This is a genomic window from Chryseobacterium angstadtii (assembly GCF_001045465.1).
GTDB lineage: Bacteria > Bacteroidota > Bacteroidia > Flavobacteriales > Weeksellaceae > Chryseobacterium > Chryseobacterium angstadtii.
Map to the genome: position 1 here is coordinate 159,587 of NZ_LFND01000005.1, position 18,179 is coordinate 177,765.

General features: G+C 37.6%; 19 protein-coding genes. 14 read left to right on the forward strand and 5 right to left on the reverse strand.

The window, feature by feature from the left end:
* The first annotated feature begins 257 nt into the window (after positions 1 to 257).
* Both ACM46_RS15650 and ACM46_RS15655 read left to right on the forward strand, forming a co-directional pair.
* The gene (locus ACM46_RS15650; protein WP_048507621.1) at positions 258 to 2,411 is read left to right on the forward strand and encodes an alkaline phosphatase PhoX; all 2,154 of its coding nucleotides are present in this window, start codon (positions 258 to 260) and stop codon (positions 2,409 to 2,411) included.
* A gap of 54 nt (positions 2,412 to 2,465) precedes the next feature.
* Positions 2,466 to 3,365, forward strand: coding sequence for a leucine-rich repeat domain-containing protein (locus tag ACM46_RS15655; RefSeq protein WP_048507622.1), 900 nt, complete (start codon positions 2,466 to 2,468; stop codon positions 3,363 to 3,365).
* A gap of 2 nt (positions 3,366 to 3,367) precedes the next feature.
* Here ACM46_RS15655 and ACM46_RS15660 read toward each other — a convergent pair whose 3' ends face one another.
* Positions 3,368 to 3,691 carry a translation initiation factor gene (locus ACM46_RS15660; RefSeq protein ID WP_048507623.1) on the reverse strand — a complete coding sequence of 108 codons (324 nt, stop codon included), beginning with the start codon at positions 3,689 to 3,691 and terminating at the stop codon, positions 3,368 to 3,370.
* Between the two features lie 162 nt (positions 3,692 to 3,853).
* Between ACM46_RS15660 and ACM46_RS15665 the strand changes: the two genes are divergently transcribed.
* The 6 genes from ACM46_RS15665 (at position 3,854) to ACM46_RS15690 (ending at position 9,880) form a co-directional block, all read left to right on the forward strand.
* Entirely contained in the window at positions 3,854 to 4,783 is a 930-nt protein-coding gene (locus ACM46_RS15665; protein WP_048507624.1) for a DUF2268 domain-containing putative Zn-dependent protease, read from the forward strand.
* 144 nt (positions 4,784 to 4,927) lie between these two features.
* Positions 4,928 to 6,469 carry a 2,3-bisphosphoglycerate-independent phosphoglycerate mutase gene (gpmI, locus tag ACM46_RS15670; RefSeq protein WP_048507625.1) on the forward strand — a complete coding sequence of 514 codons (1,542 nt, stop codon included), beginning with the start codon at positions 4,928 to 4,930 and terminating at the stop codon, positions 6,467 to 6,469.
* Between the two features lie 152 nt (positions 6,470 to 6,621).
* On the forward strand, positions 6,622 to 7,599 hold the full coding sequence (locus tag ACM46_RS15675; RefSeq protein ID WP_048507626.1) for an acyl-ACP desaturase: 978 nt from the start codon (positions 6,622 to 6,624) through the stop codon (positions 7,597 to 7,599).
* Between the two features lie 93 nt (positions 7,600 to 7,692).
* Entirely contained in the window at positions 7,693 to 8,124 is a 432-nt protein-coding gene (locus tag ACM46_RS15680) for a BT0820 family HAD-type phosphatase (RefSeq protein ID WP_048507627.1), read from the forward strand.
* A gap of 179 nt (positions 8,125 to 8,303) precedes the next feature.
* On the forward strand, positions 8,304 to 9,113 hold the full coding sequence (gene map, locus ACM46_RS15685; protein WP_048507628.1) for a type I methionyl aminopeptidase: 810 nt from the start codon (positions 8,304 to 8,306) through the stop codon (positions 9,111 to 9,113).
* Positions 9,113 to 9,880, forward strand: a complete 768-nt coding sequence (locus ACM46_RS15690) for a class I SAM-dependent methyltransferase (protein WP_048507629.1) — start codon at positions 9,113 to 9,115, stop codon at positions 9,878 to 9,880. The genes map and ACM46_RS15690 overlap by 1 nt, the downstream gene beginning before the upstream one ends.
* Positions 9,881 to 10,016: 136 nt before the next feature.
* Here ACM46_RS15690 and ACM46_RS15695 read toward each other — a convergent pair whose 3' ends face one another.
* Positions 10,017 to 10,343, reverse strand: coding sequence for a DMT family transporter (locus ACM46_RS15695; RefSeq protein ID WP_048507630.1), 327 nt, complete (start codon positions 10,341 to 10,343; stop codon positions 10,017 to 10,019).
* 168 nt (positions 10,344 to 10,511) lie between these two features.
* On the reverse strand, positions 10,512 to 11,075 hold the full coding sequence (locus ACM46_RS15700) for a Crp/Fnr family transcriptional regulator (RefSeq protein ID WP_048507631.1): 564 nt from the start codon (positions 11,073 to 11,075) through the stop codon (positions 10,512 to 10,514).
* A 219-nt stretch (positions 11,076 to 11,294) separates the two neighbouring features.
* Between ACM46_RS15700 and era the strand changes: the two genes are divergently transcribed.
* Both era and ACM46_RS15710 read left to right on the forward strand, forming a co-directional pair.
* Positions 11,295 to 12,170 (forward strand): GTPase Era, encoded by an 876-nt coding sequence (gene era / locus ACM46_RS15705; protein WP_034727661.1) that lies wholly within the window; start codon positions 11,295 to 11,297, stop codon positions 12,168 to 12,170.
* A 67-nt stretch (positions 12,171 to 12,237) separates the two neighbouring features.
* A complete protein-coding gene (locus ACM46_RS15710) occupies positions 12,238 to 12,666 on the forward strand; it encodes a DoxX family protein (protein ID WP_048507632.1) in 429 nt (142 codons plus the stop codon).
* A 63-nt stretch (positions 12,667 to 12,729) separates the two neighbouring features.
* On the opposite strand, the gene ACM46_RS23405 is transcribed toward ACM46_RS15710, so the two are convergent.
* On the reverse strand, positions 12,730 to 12,894 hold the full coding sequence (locus tag ACM46_RS23405) for a bacteriocin-like protein (protein WP_157859459.1): 165 nt from the start codon (positions 12,892 to 12,894) through the stop codon (positions 12,730 to 12,732).
* A 129-nt stretch (positions 12,895 to 13,023) separates the two neighbouring features.
* On the opposite strand from ACM46_RS23405, the gene ACM46_RS15715 reads away from it, so the two are divergent.
* The 3 genes from ACM46_RS15715 to ACM46_RS15725 all read left to right on the forward strand — a co-directional run bounded on the left by ACM46_RS15715 (position 13,024) and on the right by ACM46_RS15725 (position 16,670).
* The gene (locus ACM46_RS15715; protein WP_048507633.1) at positions 13,024 to 15,426 is read left to right on the forward strand and encodes an alpha/beta hydrolase family protein; all 2,403 of its coding nucleotides are present in this window, start codon (positions 13,024 to 13,026) and stop codon (positions 15,424 to 15,426) included.
* Between the two features lie 5 nt (positions 15,427 to 15,431).
* Complete coding sequence (locus tag ACM46_RS15720) at positions 15,432 to 16,139, forward strand: hypothetical protein (RefSeq protein WP_131707612.1); 708 nt, start codon at positions 15,432 to 15,434, stop codon at positions 16,137 to 16,139.
* A gap of 96 nt (positions 16,140 to 16,235) precedes the next feature.
* Positions 16,236 to 16,670: a hypothetical protein gene (locus ACM46_RS15725; protein ID WP_048507635.1), complete on the forward strand. Its 435-nt coding sequence runs from the start codon at positions 16,236 to 16,238 to the stop codon at positions 16,668 to 16,670.
* Positions 16,671 to 16,695: 25 nt separating this feature from the next.
* Here ACM46_RS15725 and ACM46_RS15730 read toward each other — a convergent pair whose 3' ends face one another.
* Complete coding sequence (locus ACM46_RS15730) at positions 16,696 to 17,385, reverse strand: HAD family hydrolase (protein WP_048507636.1); 690 nt, start codon at positions 17,383 to 17,385, stop codon at positions 16,696 to 16,698.
* Between the two features lie 78 nt (positions 17,386 to 17,463).
* Here ACM46_RS15730 and ACM46_RS15735 point away from each other — a divergent pair, with 78 nt between their 5' ends.
* The gene (locus tag ACM46_RS15735; protein WP_048507637.1) at positions 17,464 to 18,030 is read left to right on the forward strand and encodes a Crp/Fnr family transcriptional regulator; all 567 of its coding nucleotides are present in this window, start codon (positions 17,464 to 17,466) and stop codon (positions 18,028 to 18,030) included.
* The last annotated feature ends 149 nt before the right edge of the window (positions 18,031 to 18,179 follow it).

The window sequence follows — 18,179 nt, forward strand, 5'->3', positions numbered from 1 at the left end:
TCGTAATAATCATTAATCACTCATCACTTATCACTTATCATTCATCATTTATCAAACCTAAACTTAATTCCCTCGCCACCTATCTCACAACACCGTACCCCGTATCTCGCCACCCGCACCATATCATTTAACAATTATTTAATTCCCTTAACATTAAGTTTCAGATTAATTAATATTTCCCGATCCATATTTAAAGTCTTATTAACGGAGTTGCTGCGCCAAAAAAATAGTTTTGCAAGGTCTAATAAATCAAAAAAATGAAGAAAAAATTACTTACAATTGCGGCATTGGCTATGGTCGCAGGCTTTAGCGTACAGGCGCAGACTTTTTTATTCAATAAGAATTCATCCTGGAGCTATAAAGACAATAACCAGGCGTTAGCAGATCCCTGGAAAGGCCAGACATTTGATATTTCCACCTGGGCTGCAGGAAACGGACCTCTGGGATATGGAGATCCCGTGACCACTACAATTAATTCAGGGCTTACAACAGCTTATTTTGCTAAAGATTTTACGGTAGATCTTTCAACCCTTTCAGATAATATGGAATTGGGGGTAATGAGAGACGACGGAATCGTGGTTTATCTGAATGGGGTAGAAGTCGTGAGAGACAATATGCCAGCTGGTACTATCACGTTCAATACATTTTCCAGTACAACCATAGATGGTGCTGCGGAAAATATTTACAATATTTTTTCTATTCCAAAATCCAGATTCGTAAACGGAATCAATAGAATTTCTGTGGAGCTGCATAACAGAAGTACTACCAGCTCTGATCTTAGAATTGATGCTTATCTAAAGACAACAACTACTGTTACTCCTTCTGTGGGATGTACGGGAACGCATATCAGCTGTTTTACATCTATTGTTCCTACTGCACAGACCAACAAACTGATTATTCCTGCTGAACATAAATACCAGCTTATCTTAAAAGAAGGCGACAACTATACTGAAGGAGGCGGAATGGTAGGCGGGCAGAATGACTTTACAGGTTATGTTGCCAAAGCCGGAAGCAGTACAAACGGATATCTTTCCGTTAACCATGAGACCAACCCGGGAGGGGTTACCATGGCAGAACTTAATTATAACGCAGGAACCAAACTTTGGCAGCTGACAAGATCCAGAGCAGTAAGTTTCTCAGATCCAAGTTTGGTGCAGACGATCAGAAACTGTTCCGGAGGAATAACACCCTGGGGAACGGTAGTTACGGCTGAAGAATCTGTAACTTCAAACGATGTCAATAATGACGGCTACAAAGATTACGGATGGCTTGTGGAAATTGATCCTGCTACAGCACAGGTAATTTCTAAAAATGCAGACGGATCCAAAGGAAAACTTTGGGAAATGGGTATTATGAACCACGAAAATGTAGTGGTGAATAATGCAGGAACTATTGCTTATTACGGCGAAGATGGCGGAACCCACATGGTTTATAAATATGTAATGGATACTCCGAATAACCTTGCTTCAGGAAATCTTTATGTGTTAAAATTAGATCAGGGATTAAGTGCATCTGGCGATCCGGTAGGAACTACAGCCACATGGGTTCAGGTTCCGAATAAAGTGAAAGCAGACCAGAATAATACAACAGGTCAGGCTCAATCATTAGGAGGAACAAGATTCAACGGAGTGGAAGATGTAGATATCAGCCCATTAGATGGTAAAATCTATTTTACTGCAAAAGGACTGGATAAAGTATACCGTATTAAAGATGACGGAAGCACTGCTTCTCAGGTAGAAACTTTCGTAGGAGGTTCTTCTTCAACCTATTCTTTCAATACTGCACAGGGAATGAAAACCGAAGCCTGGGGAGATGGAAATGATAACCTTACGTTTGACGAGCTTGGAAATCTTTGGGTTCTTCAGGATGGCGGAAAAAATTACATCTGGGTAATTGCTCCGGATCATACACAGGCCAATCCTAAAGTGAGACTTTTTGCATCAATGCCTGCAGGATCCGAGCCTACAGGGCTTACTTTTACTCCTGATCATAAATTCGGTTTCTTCTCTATCCAGCATCCGGATTCCACGATTTCTACAGATATAGATGCAACAGGAAATACAATTGATTACAGAGGTAAATCCGCTACCGTTGTTATTGCCTTGAAGCAAAACTTAGGAACATCAGGTGCATTAGGAACCATTGAAAATCAGAATGCAGAAAATACAGTAGACGTAGCACCCAATCCTACTTCAGGTATCGTGAAAATCAATTCGCCAAAAGGATTAAAAGATATTTCGGTAACTGCATACAGCATGGATGGAAAAATTGTATATACGAAGAAGTTCAGCGGAGTTAACAGGTCATTGGATCTGGACTTTACCCACCAGCTGGAAACTTCCCGTATTCTGGTTCTGAATATCGAAGCGGAAGGCGGTTTCCAGAAGACTGTGAAATTATTAAAAAAGTAAACTATTAATATTCAGTCTCGGCGGCGGCAAAGCCGCCGCCGAGACTTTTACTCTATGAAAAAGCTTATTCTTCTCACTTCTGTTTTCTCCCTCTTTCTGGCCAATGCACAGATAGATCCGGTGAAATATCCTACGTTTACCAATATCGACGAAGCATTAAAGAGTGAAAAAACGGTTTACAGCATGAGCTTCAGAGAAAAGGGACTTTTTAATATTCCTCCCGGGATTTCAAAACTGAAATCTCTGTTTTTCCTGAATATCATGGGAAATAAGCTTGAAAAAATGGATCAGGAAATTTTTGAACTGACTGAGCTGGAGATTCTGAATGTGAATGAAAACAGCATTAAATATATTCCGGATGAAATAGGAAATCTGAAAAAGCTGAATAGCTTTTCCATGAATCTCAATAGTCTGACCTCTGTAAATCCCAATATTGCTAAACTTCAGAATCTGAAAGCGGTGCATTTGGATGCCAATAACCTGAATGTTTTTCCGGAGGCTTTGATGAATATTCCTGCTTTGGAGGAAATTAATCTTCAGGGAAATCAGATCAGCATCATTGCGGACCGTTTGGACCGGATTAAAAACTTGAAGTTTCTCAATCTTTCTGAAAATCAGATCAATGATTTGGGGAATCTTTCTTTTCCTAAAAACCTGAAATATCTGGAATTACAGCAAAATGCCATTGTAAAACTGCCGGAAAACCTGTTTAAAGCTCAGAATCTTGAATTTTTAAATATAAGTAACAATCATATCACAGAAATATCCTCTCAAATAAAAGGATTGAAAAATATAGTCAGTATGAATCTGGCAAATAATAATCTGAAAGACATTCCCGAAGAAATTGGGCAGCTGAAAAAGCTTAAAACCCTTATTCTGACAGGAAATTCTATAGAAAAAATAAAGATTGAACGGTTAAAAAAACTGATGCCGGAAACCCAGATCTATTTCTAGATCTATCCGCCGACTCTTTTAGTTTTGTATCCCATTTCTTTAAGGATATTCATTATTTTATCACGATTATCGCCCTGAATAATAATCGTTCCATCTTTCTCTGAACCGCCTATTCCCAGGGTGGTTTTTATTTTTTTTGAAATTTTCTTCAAATCTTCTTCACTGCCTTCCCAACCTTCAACTATGGTTACAGGTTTACCGTTTCTGCCTTTCTTTTCAAATTTGCACACCAAAGGTTCCTGCTGCTTAAAAGCTTCTTCAGGCATCTCAAAATCCTGCTCTTCATGTTCCGGAAAAAGGTTCTTTAACTGATCTCGTAAATCCATAGAACAAAATTAAAAAGATTTACCGATTAATGAACGTAAATAATCAACGAAATTTCAATTTTTGAAAAGTTGATTGGAATTCAATAAAAAACCTGTGAAAATTCCGATTCGACATAAGTTTTTATATTTTTCACCGTTTGATAGAAAATCTTTAAAACTAATATGAGAGCCAGATACATTTTTGCATTCCTTCCATTAGCTTTTGGAATGACCAACGCCCAGACAGGTTTTTCCAGTGATCCGTTAAATGCAGTATTTGAAACTAAAGATACAGACCGTTTCTGGAAAGCATTCGATACTATGGAAACCTCTAAACAAAATCCTTTTGCAGACTATATCAAAAACGGATCTCCGGGTGTAAAAGGTTTTATAGAATACAGGATCATCAATGCAGATTCATTATATACAATGGTAAAAAAGAGAAAAGAAGATTATCTCAAAAGCCGTAATGTTCTGTCCGGAATCAATCAAAAGGAAAGAAGAATCAAATCAATTTACAGTGCACTGAAATATTGGTATCCGCAAGCCAAGTTTCCACCGATATATTTTGTATACGGAAGATTTAATACCGGAGGAACGTTTTCTAAAGACGGAATTATGATCGGAACAGAAACCCTTCAGAATCTGGATGGCATTGTAGGACTTGCTTCGCATGAACTGATTCATTTCCAGCAGGATATCAAAGGAAATGATAGCTTGTTAAAATATATATTAAGTGAAGGAAGTGCCGATTTTATCAGTGAAATGGTATCCGGAGAAACCATTAACAGCCAGTTTTATAAATATGGAGAAGCCAACTCTGATAAGTTATACAGAGAATTTGTAACTGTGATGAAGAAGAAAGACTTTACAGACTGGCTGTACGGAACCAGTAAAAAAGATGATCGTCCCAACGATCTGGGCTATTGGATGGGCTATAAAATTTCCGAAGCCTATTTCAAAAAACAACCGGATAAGCATAAAGCCATTCACGATATTCTCCATATTCAGAATCCTCTTCTGTTTCTGAAAGAGAGCGGCCTTCTGGATCAGTATATCAGAGAATATGCAAAGAAAAATAATATGAAATTTGAAGACTTTTTTAAAGAATAATTTTTTTGTTTGAAAGCAGAAGAGAATTGTATGGTTCACTAATGATCTGTCGGGTTTCCTGATCATCATCCATAAATTTAAGGACTTCAAATTCTTCCGTTCATCGGAAATTAGGTAAATTTGTGTAACAAAAAGTTATACAAAATGTCAAAAAAAGCAATATTAGCAATCCTTGACGGATGGGGACTGGGAACCAATCCGGAGGTTTCTGCATTAGACAAAGCCAACACTCCATTTATAGACAGCTGTTATCAAAAATTTCCACATACCACACTTGAAGCCAGCGGCCTGGCAGTAGGACTTCCCGCAGGACAGATGGGGAATTCCGAAGTGGGACATATGAATTTAGGTGCCGGAAGAGTGGTATACCAAAATCTTGTAAAGCTGAATATGGCTGTTGAAAACGGAACTTTGGGACAACAGCAGATCATTCAGGATGCCTTTGAATATGCTAAAAAAGAAAATAAAAAACTCCACTTCATCGGGCTGGTTTCCAATGGAGGAGTTCATTCACATATCAACCACTTAAAAGGTTTATTAACTGCTGCAAGTGAATTCGGACTGTATGAAAATGTTTTCGTGCACGCATTTACAGACGGAAGAGACTGTGATCCGCATTCAGGGCTTGGATTTATTGAAGAGCTTCAGGAGCATATGGCCACTACAGTAGGTAAGCTGGCTACCGTTACCGGAAGATACTACGCTATGGACCGTGATAAAAGATGGGAACGTGTAAAATTGGCGTATGATGCGATGGTAGAAGGTGTCGGGCTTCAGACTACAGATGCTTTGGCTGCCATTAAGTCTTCTTATGACAATAATGTAACAGATGAATTTTTAAAACCTATTATTCTCGTTAATACTACGGCAACAGGAAACATTGTTCCGGTAGCTAAAATAATAGATGGAGATGTGGTGATTTGCTTCAATTTCCGTACAGACAGAGGTCGTGAAATTACAGAAGTTCTTACACAGAAGGATTTTCCTGATTTCTTTATGCATAAACTGAACCTTCATTATATCACATTAACCAATTACGACAAAACATATCATAATGTACAGGTTGTATTTGATGAAGAAGTTTTGAAGGAAACGATGGGAGAAATCCTTGAAAGAAATGGCAAAACGCAGATAAGAATTGCTGAAACGGAAAAATACCCTCACGTAACATTTTTCTTCTCCGGAGGAAGAGAGGAAGAATTTGTTGGAGAAAGAAGACTTTTATGCCCGAGCCCGAAAGATGTTCCGACTTATGACCTGAAGCCTGAAATGTCTGCCTACGAAATTACCAATGCAATACTTCCGGAACTAGAGAACGGAACGGCTGATTTTGTCTGCCTGAATTTCGCCAATACAGATATGGTAGGGCATACCGGAGTTTTTGAAGCCGCAGTAAAAGCCGCAGAAACAGTAGATCAATGCATTGAAAAAGTGGCTACTACAGCTTATGAGAACGGATATGCCGTATTTATTCTCGCAGATCACGGAAATTCAGATGTAATGATCAATCCGGATGGTACGCCTAATACTCAGCATTCCACCAACCTTGTTCCGTTTATTGTAATGGATAAAGACCATACATGGAATTTAAAACCAGGAAAACTGGGCGATGTGGCTCCTACTATTTTAAAAGTAATGGGAGCGGAAATTCCGGAAGTAATGACAGGAGATATCTTAGTGAGCTAAAAATTCAATAATAATGTCACAAAAATGTCGTTGTGATATAGATGGCGGCATTTTTGTATGATTTATATCAGTCATCGTATGGGTTGCATATGTTATTATGCGACAAATAATAAATAAATCATATCTTTGCAAATTAAAATCCATATAGTAAAATGTATCAAAAGCTTGTCAGAAAAGAAGTAATGGGAATATTGGAAAAGGAAGTGAGTTCTTTTCTGGATAAATTTTTAACGCCAATTGAAAAAATTTGGCAGCCCTCCGATTACCTTCCGGATCCGTCAAGCTCAGATTTTAAATATGACCTGGAAGAAATCCAGACTTTTGCCCGCGAAATGCCTTATGACCTTTTTGTAACCCTGATCGGAGACTGTATCACCGAAGAAGCATTACCTTCTTATGAGTCCTGGTTGATGGGAGTTGAAGGCATCAATCAGGAAGAAAAAGTAGGCTGGGCCAACTGGGTAAGAGCATGGACTGCTGAGGAAAACAGACACGGAGATCTTTTGAACAAATACCTTTATCTGTGCGGACGTGTGAATATGAGAGAAGTGGAAATTACCACTCAGTATCTTATTAATGATGGTTTCGATTTGGGAACAAGTATGGACCCATACAGAAACTTCGTTTATACAAGCTTCCAGGAAACAGCTACCAATATATCTCACCGTAGAGTAGGAACTTTGGCTAAACAGTCCGGAAACGGAAAACTGGCGAAGATGTGCGGAGTAATTGCTGCCGATGAAGCCAGACACGCTAAAGCTTACAAACATTTCGTTGCCAAGATCCTTGAAATAGATCCGTCTGAAATGATCCTTGCTTTTGAAGACATGATGCGTAAAAAAATCGTGATGCCTGCACACCTGATGAGACAGTCCGGGCAGAAAGCAGGAGAACTTTGGGGACATTTCTCAGATGCGGCACAGAGATGTATGGTATACACCGGAAACGATTATATCAATATATTATCTGACCTTCTGGACGAATGGAAGATTGAACATGTAAAAGGATTGACTGAAAAAGCTGAGAAAGCTCAGGAATATCTGATGAAGCTTCCTGCAAGACTACAGAAGATTACAGACAGGGTTGCTACTCCGGATCTTCAGTTCCAGTTCAGCTGGGTGAAAAGCTAGTTTCAGATAATCATTAAATTATAAAAACTTAAGAGTGCCATCGTTTTCGGCACTCTTTTTATTTCTTATCTTTGCAAAGCTAAAATAAACAAAATGTTAAATAATAAAAAAATTGCTGTCGATTTTGATGGAACTATTGTGGACGATGCATATCCGGCAATTGGAAAAGCGAAAATTTTTGCTTTCGAAACCTTAAAAAGACTTCAGGCAGAAGGATACAGATTGATTCTTTGGACATACAGACACGGAAAAACCCTTGATGAAGCAGTAGAATTCTGCAGAGAAAACGGGATTGAATTCTATGCCGTAAATTCCAGCTTTGATGGAGAAGTTTTCGATTCTGAAAATCAATCCAGAAAACTGGATGCAGACTGGTTCATAGACGACAGAAATTTAGGAGGATTTCCGGGCTGGGGAGAAATCTACAATATTATCCAGGAAAGAATAGAATTCCGTGTGGAAGGAAAAGAAGTGCTGGCTTATTCAAAACTCAAAAAAGAAAAGAAAAAAGGACTTTTCTGGTAAAAATTTAAAATAGAGGCTAGAAGCTAGAGATTACAAATTAGTTTTTTAATGCTGCTTCTTTATTTAAAACTTGATCAGAAAACCATAGATGTTGGGAAGGTTATCATTTAATCGTACTTTAAAATATACATTAAGTTGTAATCTAACTTCTGACATCTAATATCTAACATCTAAAAAAAATGATTCAATTAAAAACAATAGAGGAACTTCGCCTGATGAAGGAGAGTGCACACCTGGTTTCAAAAACACTGGGGATGCTGGCAAAAGAAATAAAACCGGGAATAAACACTTTATACCTGGATAAGCTGGCTCACGATTTTATTAAAGATCATGGGGCTGAACCTGCTTTCTTAGGATATGGCGGCTTCCCGAATTCTTTATGTATTTCTCCGAATGATCAGGTGGTTCATGGTTTTCCCAACAACGATATTATCCAGGAAGGAGATGTACTTTCTGTAGACTGCGGGGTTATCCTGAACGGTTTCGTAGGAGATCATGCCTACACCTTTGAAATCGGGGAAGTAAAACCTGAAGTGAAAAAACTATTACAGGTAACGAAAGAATCGCTTTATAAAGGGATTGCACAATGTGTAAGAGGAAAAAGGATAGGAGATATTTCCTATGCCATCCAGAGCCACTGTGAAAAAGAAGGTTATGGTGTTGTGAAAGAATTGGTAGGGCACGGTCTTGGAAGAAAAATGCACGAAGATCCACAGGTACCTAATTATGGAAAACAGGGAAGCGGAAAAGTAATCAAAGACGGTCTTGCGATCGCTATAGAGCCAATGGTAAACCTGGGTACGGAAAAAGTGAAATTTCATAATGACGGCTGGACGGTAACCACTCTGGACAATCTGCCTTCTGCTCATTTTGAACATGATGTAGCTGTGGTTAATGGTAAGCCGGTACTGCTTTCTACATTCAAATATGTTTACGAAGCATTAGGTATCGTGAGCGATGAAGAAAAGCCATTCCAATTGGATTTTTAATGAAAAAAGTAACTAAACTTTTATTGAATAAAATACCTCGTCCCATGCTTATTAAAATGAGTATCTGGGCGAGACCTCTTATCTATCAGCTTTTCAAAGGAGATGAGTTCTATGATCCTATTGATGGGAAATCCTACCGGAAATTCCTTCCTTATGGTTATGGAAAACAGCGTGAAAATGCATTGTCTCCCGGAACACTGAGTCTGGAAAGACACCGCCAGATGTGGCTGTATTTGCAGAATGAGACCGATTTTTTTATTAAAAATCACAAAGTCCTGCATATAGCTCCCGAACAGGAATTTCTAAGGAAGTTCAAGATGATGAAAAATCTGAACTATATCTCCGCGGATCTTTTTTCTCCCATTGTAGATGTGAAAGCGGATATTCTGGATTTACCTTTTCCTGATGAAAGTTTTGATATTGTTTTCTGCAACCATGTGCTGGAACATATAGAAGATGATGCAAAAGCTATCAGTGAATTGTACAGAGTCATGAGGCCAGGAGGCTGGGGGATTTTCCAGGTTCCGATGAGAAATTCTCTGGAGAAGACCTATGAAGATTTTTCTATTAAAGATCCAAAAGAACGTCAGAAACATTTCGGGCAGTATGACCACGTCCGCTGGTACGGAATGGATTATTTTGACCGTCTGAGAAAAGCCGGCTTCGAAACAGAGCCCAACTTTTATTCTCAGAACTTTTCAGAAGAAGAAATTAGAAAATACGGGTTAAGACAAAATGAGATTTTACCCATCGTTTTCAAAAAATAAATAAACCGCCTTCATCATTTTGGAGGCGGTTTTGTTTTTATTCTGAATATAAAACGTTGATCAATTTTCAAACAATAAGCCCATTTTCTGATTTGAAAACGGGCTTATTTAATATAGATAGAAGTTGCTTTTAATTTTAGTGAGAAACAGATTTCAGTCCTACCACTGAACCAATAAGGGTTACAATGAAGAATATTCTCCAGAAACTTACAGGGTCTTTAAAAAAGAAAATTCCCATCAGAGCAGTTCCTACAGCTCCGATTCCTGTCCATACCGCATAAGCAGTTCCTATGGGAAGTGTTTGTGTCGCTTTAATCAGCAATAGCATACTGATGGTCATGGTTACCAGAAATCCGGCATACCAATAGTACATTTCAGATCCGGATGTTTCTTTGGCTTTTCCTAAACAGGAGGCAAAGGCTACTTCAAATATTCCGGCAATGATTAAAATAATCCAATTCATTTCTTTTGATTTTCTCTTCAGCAAATTTCCGGATTTGCGGGCAGAAAAAATTTTACATTTGTTAAAAAATAAAGTGAATTTTCTCCGAGATTCGGCTTGCTGGTTGCGAGTTTCTGGTTGTCAACCTTGCAACTCGCAACCAGCAATTCGTATCCCGCACCCGAAACCTCATTTAATCTCCGCCCGGATCCTGCTCAGACTCACCTGAGTAATTCCAAGATAAGACGCAATATGCCCCAGCTGAACTCTTTTAAGAAGATCCGGTTTATAGGTCATCAGATCTTTATAGCGTTCCAGAGACGTTTTGAATTGCCTGGAAATAATCAGTTCTTCTGTTTTTACAAGTTCCCTTTCTGCAAATTTCCTTCCCCAGTTGGCAATGTGAATATCTTCGTTGAACAGTTTTCTCAGGCTTTCCGTTTCCAGAACATACAGGTCACAGTCTTCAAGGAGCTCTATACTTTCATAGCCGGGTTTGTCTTCCACGTAGCTTTTCATGGAAATTGCGGTCTCACCTTCACTTCCGAACCAGAAAGTGATATCGTTTTCAGCTGTAGAAGCGTAGGCGCGTACAATGCCTTTCCTTATAAAATAGATATGAGGAATAATCTTATCCGCTTCCATAAGACAGAAATATTTAGGATGTGATACTTCTGTAATATGCTTTTTTAATGAGGCTTTGGAAGCTTCAGGAAGCACATAAATACGGTCGAGAATCTGGTCTATATCCATAAGGTAATAATAATGTAAAAGTATAGGTTTTAAGAGATCCAATACAACTGTATCCGGATTAATTTCCAAATTAATGAAATAATAAAAGAGGGACTTACTGGGATCAACAGAATTGGTCCGTTTTTTAAGCAGATTACACTTTTTTCTTTTCTAAAAGTTGACTTAAACCGTGGAGACCAGTTTTGTTTTACTAACTTTGCATTTTGTAATATTATTTTTATGCACAAAGCAGGATTTGTAAACATAGTCGGAAAGCCTAACGCCGGAAAATCTACCCTATTAAATCAGTTAATGGGAGAGAAGCTGGCGATTGTAACTCAAAAGGCCCAGACAACCCGCCACAGAATTTTTGGAATTTATAATGAAGAAGACCTGCAGATAGTATTTTCTGATACTCCGGGAGTATTGGATGCCAAATACGGTCTTCAGGAAAAAATGATGGATTTTGTAAAGGATTCTTTACAGGATGCTGATGTATTTCTATTCATTGTAGACGTTACCGATAAAGCCGAGCCTTCAGAATTTTTAATTGATAAACTTAATAAGATCCCGGTTCCGGTATTGCTGTTACTGAATAAAGTAGACCAGACCAATCAGGAAGGGCTTGAAAAACTGGTGGAAGAATGGCACAACAGAATCCCGAAAGCAGAGATTCTTCCTATTTCCGCTTTGAATGCCTTCAATACAGACATTATTTTGCCGAAATTAAGATCTCTTTTACCGGAAAATCCGCCATACTATGATAAAGAGCAGTATACAGATAAGCCGGAAAGATTCTTTGTAAACGAAGCAATCCGCGAAAAAATCCTTTTGAATTATGAAAAAGAAATTCCTTATTCTGTAGAAGTAGTTACGGAACAGTTTAAAGAAAAAGAAGGAATTATTTTCATAGATTCTATTATTTATGTGGAAAGAGATACCCAAAAAGGAATTATCATCGGACATAAAGGAGAGGCTATCAAGAAAGTAGGAACAGAAGCCAGATTGGATCTTGAAAAATTCTTTTCCAAAAAAATTCATTTGAACCTGTTTGTAAAAGTGAAAAAAGACTGGCGTAAAAACGACAGGGATTTGAAAAATTTCGGGTACAGATAAACTAAAAATGCTTGTAATTCCGTTCTATTAAAAGATTTTTATTACCTTTAGTCTAAATTTTCAGTAAATGAACTATCTCAAGTCAAATTCCAGCTCAGTACCTAAAGATATTATTTTACTCGTTGTGAGAGTGTTTGTAGGCTTTGCTATGCTTTCTCACGGTTTTCCGAAGCTTCAGATGCTGTTGGAAGGGGGTAAAATAGAATTTTACGATTTTATAGGATTAGGTCCTTTAGTGACCCTTATTCTTACGGTTGTTGCTGAATTTGTCTGTTCAATACTGCTTATATTAGGGCTTTTTACAAGAATTTCTTTAGGATTTCTGATCTTCACGATGGCTATGGCTGCTTTCCTGGTTCATGGAGCAGATCCATTTGAGAAAAGAGAACTGAGTCTTATTTATCTGTCCGTGTATCTTCTTCTGATGGCATTTGGTGCCGGAAAAGCTTCAGTAGATCATATGATAGAGAAAAGAAAGAGAGCTTCAGACTGGTAACCGGATCTGAATACGATAAAATACAAGAGGCTGTTTCAAAAGGAAATAGCCTCTTTTTTGCTTTTATAAAGGTTTGCAAGGAAGGTTTGAAGGAATGCACGACCATTTTGGAGAGTCGTTCGCATCTATTCCTATAATACACGGTTTGTAACCTGTTCCGCATACAGGAGCACCTCCTCCGTTAATAGTTTTCAAATCTCTTTTAGATAATTTTTTTAAATTTCTCATAATATAAATATTTTGTTTATTTGACCGAACTAATATAATATTATTTAATTATATCACAACAATGTGGGATAAAATTTATAAGTTCAGTTATATCTTAAAAATGACTAAATTCGTGGAAAATGAATTTATATGAAGATTAAACTGACTATTTGCCTTTTGGCATTTCTCAATTTCTATGAGGCACAGGAGAATATTACGTATCAAAAACCTTCTGCGGAAATTCTGAAGCTTGCAGATTATGAAAGACCTCCGAGTGTTTTGATGAACAGTAAAAAAGACTGGGTAGTATTCACTTACCGTCCAACGTATAAAACACTGGAAGATCTTAATCAGCAGGAAATGAAACTGGCAGGATTAAGAATCAATCCGGTAACCAATATTTCAAGCAGTGCTACCTATTCCAATAATCTGAAGATCAGAAAAATCAATGATAAAAATGAAATTCAGGTAAAGAACCTTCCTGCGAATGCTAAAATTACCTATTTGTCATTTTCACCTGATGAAAAGAAACTTGCATTTACCAATACAACAAGCAAAGGCGTAGAGCTTTGGGTAGTAGATATGGAAACGGCTTCGGCCAAAAAAATTACAGCAGATAATCTGAATGCCAATTTGGGAAGCCCTTACACCTGGTATAACGATTCACAAAGCTTTCTGATCCGCACTCTTCCCCAAAACAGACCAGCTCTGATAGATGCCAGCAAAGACCTTCCTACAGGGCCTATTGTGTCTACAGCAGACGGTAAGGTTTCGCAGAACAGAACGTATCAGGATCTTTTAAAAAATCCTCAGGATGAAAAGAATTTTGAAGTTCTTACCGCTTCTGATGTATACAATGTAGATCTGGCAGGAAATCTTAAAAAAATAAAAGATCAGGACATGTATTCCGGACTGAGTTTTTCTCCGGATGGAAACTATCTGATGGCGACTGTTATCAAAAAACCGTTTTCCTATATCGTACCTTTAAACAGATTCCCATCTACCACAACAGTGTATGACGCCAAAGGAAATGCTGTAAAAGTAGTGAATGAAGTTCCTTTGAATGAGATCATGCCAAAAGGTTTCTCTTCCGTAAGAACCGGAAAAAGAAGTATGGGATGGAGAAGCGATATGCCGGCTACTTTATCGTATGTTGAAGCTCTGGATGGAGGAGATCAGTCTAAATCTGTAGATTACAGAGATGAGGTATTTACATGGGAAGCTCCTTTCAGCTCTGCTCCAAAATCATTCTTTAAAACAAAACAGAGATATGAAGGAGTAAGCTGGACCAACGATCATTATGCGGTTGTTTCTGAAGGCTGGTATGACACGAGAAATACTAAATCCTATTTGGTAGATCTTAATAGCGGGGAATCAAAAATATTTGATGACAGAAATTATCAGGATGTTTACAGTGATCCGGGAAATTTCAATACCGCAAAAAACCAGTACGGAAGATTCGTTATTGATATGAAAGGAGGGAAAACGTATCTTATAGGTGACGGATTTACCAAAGACGGACAGCATCCTTTTATTGATGAAATGGATGTGAAGTCGCTCAAGAAGAAAAGGCTGTACACTTCCAACGTGAAGAACGGTAAAGAAGAGATTATTGACATTCTGAATGCTTCAAAAGGTGAAATTTTAACGACACAGCAGTCTCCAAGCCTGTATCCTAATTACTTTAAAAAGAACATTAAATCTAATAAGGCTGAAGCGGTAACTACTTTCGCAAACCCTTTTGAAAGCATCAAAGATGTATACAAAGAGGTAATCACCTACAAAAGAAATGATGGAGTTACTTTGACCGGAACGCTTTATCTGCCTGCCAATTACGACAGAAAAGCGAAAACGGAAAAACTTCCTCTATTGATCTGGGCTTATCCTACAGAATATAAAGATAAAAATACCGCAGGGCAGAATACCCAAAACCCGAATGATTTTACATTCCCGTACTACGGATCTTTTGTATACTGGACAACGAAAGGATATGCCGTACTTGATGATGCAGCATTCCCGATTATCGGAGAAGGAAAAACAGAACCGAACGATACTTTCATTCCGCAGTTGGTAGCCAATGCTGAAGCAGCTATTAATGCAGTGGATCAGTTAGGATATATCGATAAGAAAAAAGTAGCGGTAGGAGGGCATTCTTACGGTGCATTTATGACGGCTAACCTTTTGACGCATTCCAAGCTTTTCGCGTGTGGTATTGCAAGAAGTGGTGCCTACAACAGAACTCTGACTCCGTTTGGATTCCAGAGCGAGCAGAGAAACTATTGGGATATTCCGGAGATCTATAACACCATGTCTCCGTTCATGAATGCGGATAAAATGAAAACACCATTGCTATTGGTTCATGGTGATGCAGACAATAATCCGGGAACCTTCACTTTACAGACGGAAAGATATTTCCAGGCCCTGAAAAACTTGGGAGCGCCTGTAAAAATGGTTCTTCTTCCGAAGGAGTCTCACGGCTATGCGGCTAAAGAAAACATCTTACACCTTTTATGGGAACAGGATCAGTTCCTTGAAAAGTGCCTGAAGAAATAAAATAATTGAAGAGAAAGCCCGTTCCAACAATGAACGGGCTTTTTTTATTTCCCTTAATAATAACCATGATGAGAATATCCTACATTTTATTTTTTATTCCTGCTTTAAGTTTTGGACAGTTATCCTCTGAAATAGAGAATTTATATGGTGAGTTATCTAAAAGTAAAAATGTTGAATCTGCTCATATCGGATATGGCATGTCTGAAAGTAAAGTCTATAAACTGTTTGAAGAGATCAACAAAAAGGCCTCTGACAAAGAAGTGGAGTATATTGCTTTTAAGGGAAATTCTGTAGCAAAAGCTTATGCTTCATATGCTGTTTTCAGTAGAAAGCTTAAAATATTGGATCAACTGTTTGATGATTATATCAAGAATAATGATTCCATTAGTATTATTCAAGGCTGTGTAGGATCTAAGTCACATTTAGCAGATGAGCTTTACAGGATGATCTTCTGGGAAAAGGATAATATAAAAATGACAGAGGTTTATAGGAAACATAAAGCCAGTATTAAAACCGAACATGAGCTCGTAAATTTCATTGAGCTATTTAGCATTGTGGAATCAAAATGGAAGGTAGAAGAAATTGATTCAGTTTTAATAAAGTTTGATCAAATGGTTCTTAATAACCCATCTTCACCACAGAGTTTGGTAGAGCTTATTACAGGATGTTATTACTACATAGAAAAAAACATCCTGAATATCATGATAAACTAGCTTACTTCGAGAAAAAGTATAATTCTGAAGAGATAAAGAAATATCTGGAGTTTTGCAGTAAATAATTTGATTGAAAAATAAACTTACAATTTTACTATGCCAATAGTTAGACGTTTTGAGCAAAATAAGAAAACATTAGAGCAGTTTTATAAAGAGCTTATTCCAAAACCTGATGATCAAATCGCAGACTTTGGAACACCTATGCTGGAAGTTCTGAAATCCGTCAATACAATGTTTCAGGAAACTGTTTTGTATGGATTAACTTCTCATGCATCCTTGCTTTTATTTAGCGACAATCATGAAAATTCAGATTATTATGTAATTATTAACGCATACCAACTCAATTCGTATGCTGAATATAGAATTGATTATGTGATTCCGGAAAATATTAGACCATGGGAAGGAGCAATTGTAAATGGGAGTTCCGGAACATTAGATGAATTTGAAAAAAAGATTATTATTTCAATGTATAATTCTGAAGGATGGAAACATAATATTGAATTGCAAAATCTATACGAGAGCATAAAGTAAAAAACCGTTCAATTTGAACGGTTTTTTACAAATATTTCAACACTTCATCAATACTTTTCAGTTCCATAAAATGATTATGCTCCAGATGATGTTCATGCTGTTCATGACTCCAGGTTACATGATAAGGAATATGTGCGGCAAAACCTCCGATTTCCAGAACTGGCAAAACATCTGATTTGATGGAATTTCCAAGCATCATAAAGTGTTCAGGTTTACAGTCCAGGTGTTTCAACAGCTTTTGATAATCGCTTTCCTTCTTGTCACTCATAATTTCAATATGATGGAAATAGTCCTGCAATCCTGAATTTTTGAGTTTTCTTTCCTGATCCAGCAGATCGCCTTTTGTAGCGACAACCAGCCTGTATTTCCCTTTTAAAGCTTCTAATGTATCAGTAACTCCATCCAATAATTCTATCGGCTTCTGCAGTAATTCCTGACCAATCTCAATCGTTCTGTTGATTAACTGCATAGAGGCTGTGCCGCCCGAAACCCTGCTCACCGTTTCGATCATACAAAGCATGAAACCTTTTACACCATAACCATAGAGGTGAAGATTCTGCATTTCGGTTTTAAATAATTCCTGAGACACGGAATGCTGTGGCAAATAATTTTCGAGCAGCACACAGAATTCTTTTTCTGCTTCCTGAAAATAAGGTTCATTGATCCAAAGGGTGTCGTCTGCATCAAATGCGATGGTGGTTATGTGATTATTCATTTTACTTTTTGTAATTTTCTCCTGACAAAATTCAGTATAAAAATTCAATCAGAAAAGGACATTTGTCCCGGATAAGATATGTTAAGGACCAATCATTTGTTTTTAAGCTATTTAGAAGATCTTTACCAAAAGAAGGAGCATGAAGAAGATATCATGGTAAGGTTCTTTTCTAAAGGGAAAAGGATATTTACACAAAATGAAAAACCTTCAAAAATAATGTTGATTAAAGAAGGAATTACCAAATGTTTTTTCGTTGAGGAAAATGGTAAAGAATTTATCGTTGAATTTTTGGGAAAAGGGGAGATCATCGGGGAGATAGAGCTCATCCGGAATATTTCCTGTCTGTGCAGTATAGAAGCAGTAACGGATGTAACCGTTTATAGTGTCGCTATACCTTATTTTAAATCTTTAATAAAAAATGATCTTTCGCTGAATAATCTCCTGCTGGATGTTTTTGCTGAACGGATTGTGAATACTTCCAAAAGAGCATCATACCAACAGCTGTATGCGGCAGAACACACTTTAGCCCAACTTCTTGAACTCCAGAAACAGGAGAAAATTGAAATGTCAAAAGAAGATATAGCGGCTTACCTGGGAATTACGGTGAGAAGCCTGAACAGGACGCTGAAGAATTTGGGAAGATAGAGAACGTTGGGAAGCCGGAAGATAGAAGAAGGAAGTTATTGAGTGCTAAAAGACGGTTGGTATGGGTTCCTATGAAAAAATAACTAGACTCTTTTTTACCGTTACAATTTCGAGTAATAGCCATGTCAAGGTTCAAAACCTTGACATAG

Coding starts and splice junctions, on each gene's coding strand:
- ACM46_RS23405 (WP_157859459.1), bottom strand. CDS start 12,894: ATGAGAAATTTAAAAAAATTATCTAAAAGAGATTTGAAAACTATTAAC.
- gpmI (WP_048507625.1), top strand. CDS start 4,928: ATGTCAAAAAAAGCAATATTAGCAATCCTTGACGGATGGGGACTGGGA.
- ACM46_RS15655 (WP_048507622.1), top strand. CDS start 2,466: ATGAAAAAGCTTATTCTTCTCACTTCTGTTTTCTCCCTCTTTCTGGCC.
- ACM46_RS15715 (WP_048507633.1), top strand. CDS start 13,024: ATGAAGATTAAACTGACTATTTGCCTTTTGGCATTTCTCAATTTCTAT.
- ACM46_RS15695 (WP_048507630.1), bottom strand. CDS start 10,343: ATGAATTGGATTATTTTAATCATTGCCGGAATATTTGAAGTAGCCTTT.
- ACM46_RS15675 (WP_048507626.1), top strand. CDS start 6,622: ATGTATCAAAAGCTTGTCAGAAAAGAAGTAATGGGAATATTGGAAAAG.
- ACM46_RS15700 (WP_048507631.1), bottom strand. CDS start 11,075: ATGGATATAGACCAGATTCTCGACCGTATTTATGTGCTTCCTGAAGCT.
- ACM46_RS15725 (WP_048507635.1), top strand. CDS start 16,236: ATGCCAATAGTTAGACGTTTTGAGCAAAATAAGAAAACATTAGAGCAG.
- ACM46_RS15650 (WP_048507621.1), top strand. CDS start 258: ATGAAGAAAAAATTACTTACAATTGCGGCATTGGCTATGGTCGCAGGC.
- ACM46_RS15665 (WP_048507624.1), top strand. CDS start 3,854: ATGAGAGCCAGATACATTTTTGCATTCCTTCCATTAGCTTTTGGAATG.
- ACM46_RS15660 (WP_048507623.1), bottom strand. CDS start 3,691: ATGGATTTACGAGATCAGTTAAAGAACCTTTTTCCGGAACATGAAGAG.
- ACM46_RS15730 (WP_048507636.1), bottom strand. CDS start 17,385: ATGAATAATCACATAACCACCATCGCATTTGATGCAGACGACACCCTT.
- map (WP_048507628.1), top strand. CDS start 8,304: ATGATTCAATTAAAAACAATAGAGGAACTTCGCCTGATGAAGGAGAGT.
- ACM46_RS15735 (WP_048507637.1), top strand. CDS start 17,464: ATGTTAAGGACCAATCATTTGTTTTTAAGCTATTTAGAAGATCTTTAC.
- ACM46_RS15690 (WP_048507629.1), top strand. CDS start 9,113: ATGAAAAAAGTAACTAAACTTTTATTGAATAAAATACCTCGTCCCATG.
- era (WP_034727661.1), top strand. CDS start 11,295: ATGCACAAAGCAGGATTTGTAAACATAGTCGGAAAGCCTAACGCCGGA.
- ACM46_RS15680 (WP_048507627.1), top strand. CDS start 7,693: ATGTTAAATAATAAAAAAATTGCTGTCGATTTTGATGGAACTATTGTG.
- ACM46_RS15710 (WP_048507632.1), top strand. CDS start 12,238: ATGAACTATCTCAAGTCAAATTCCAGCTCAGTACCTAAAGATATTATT.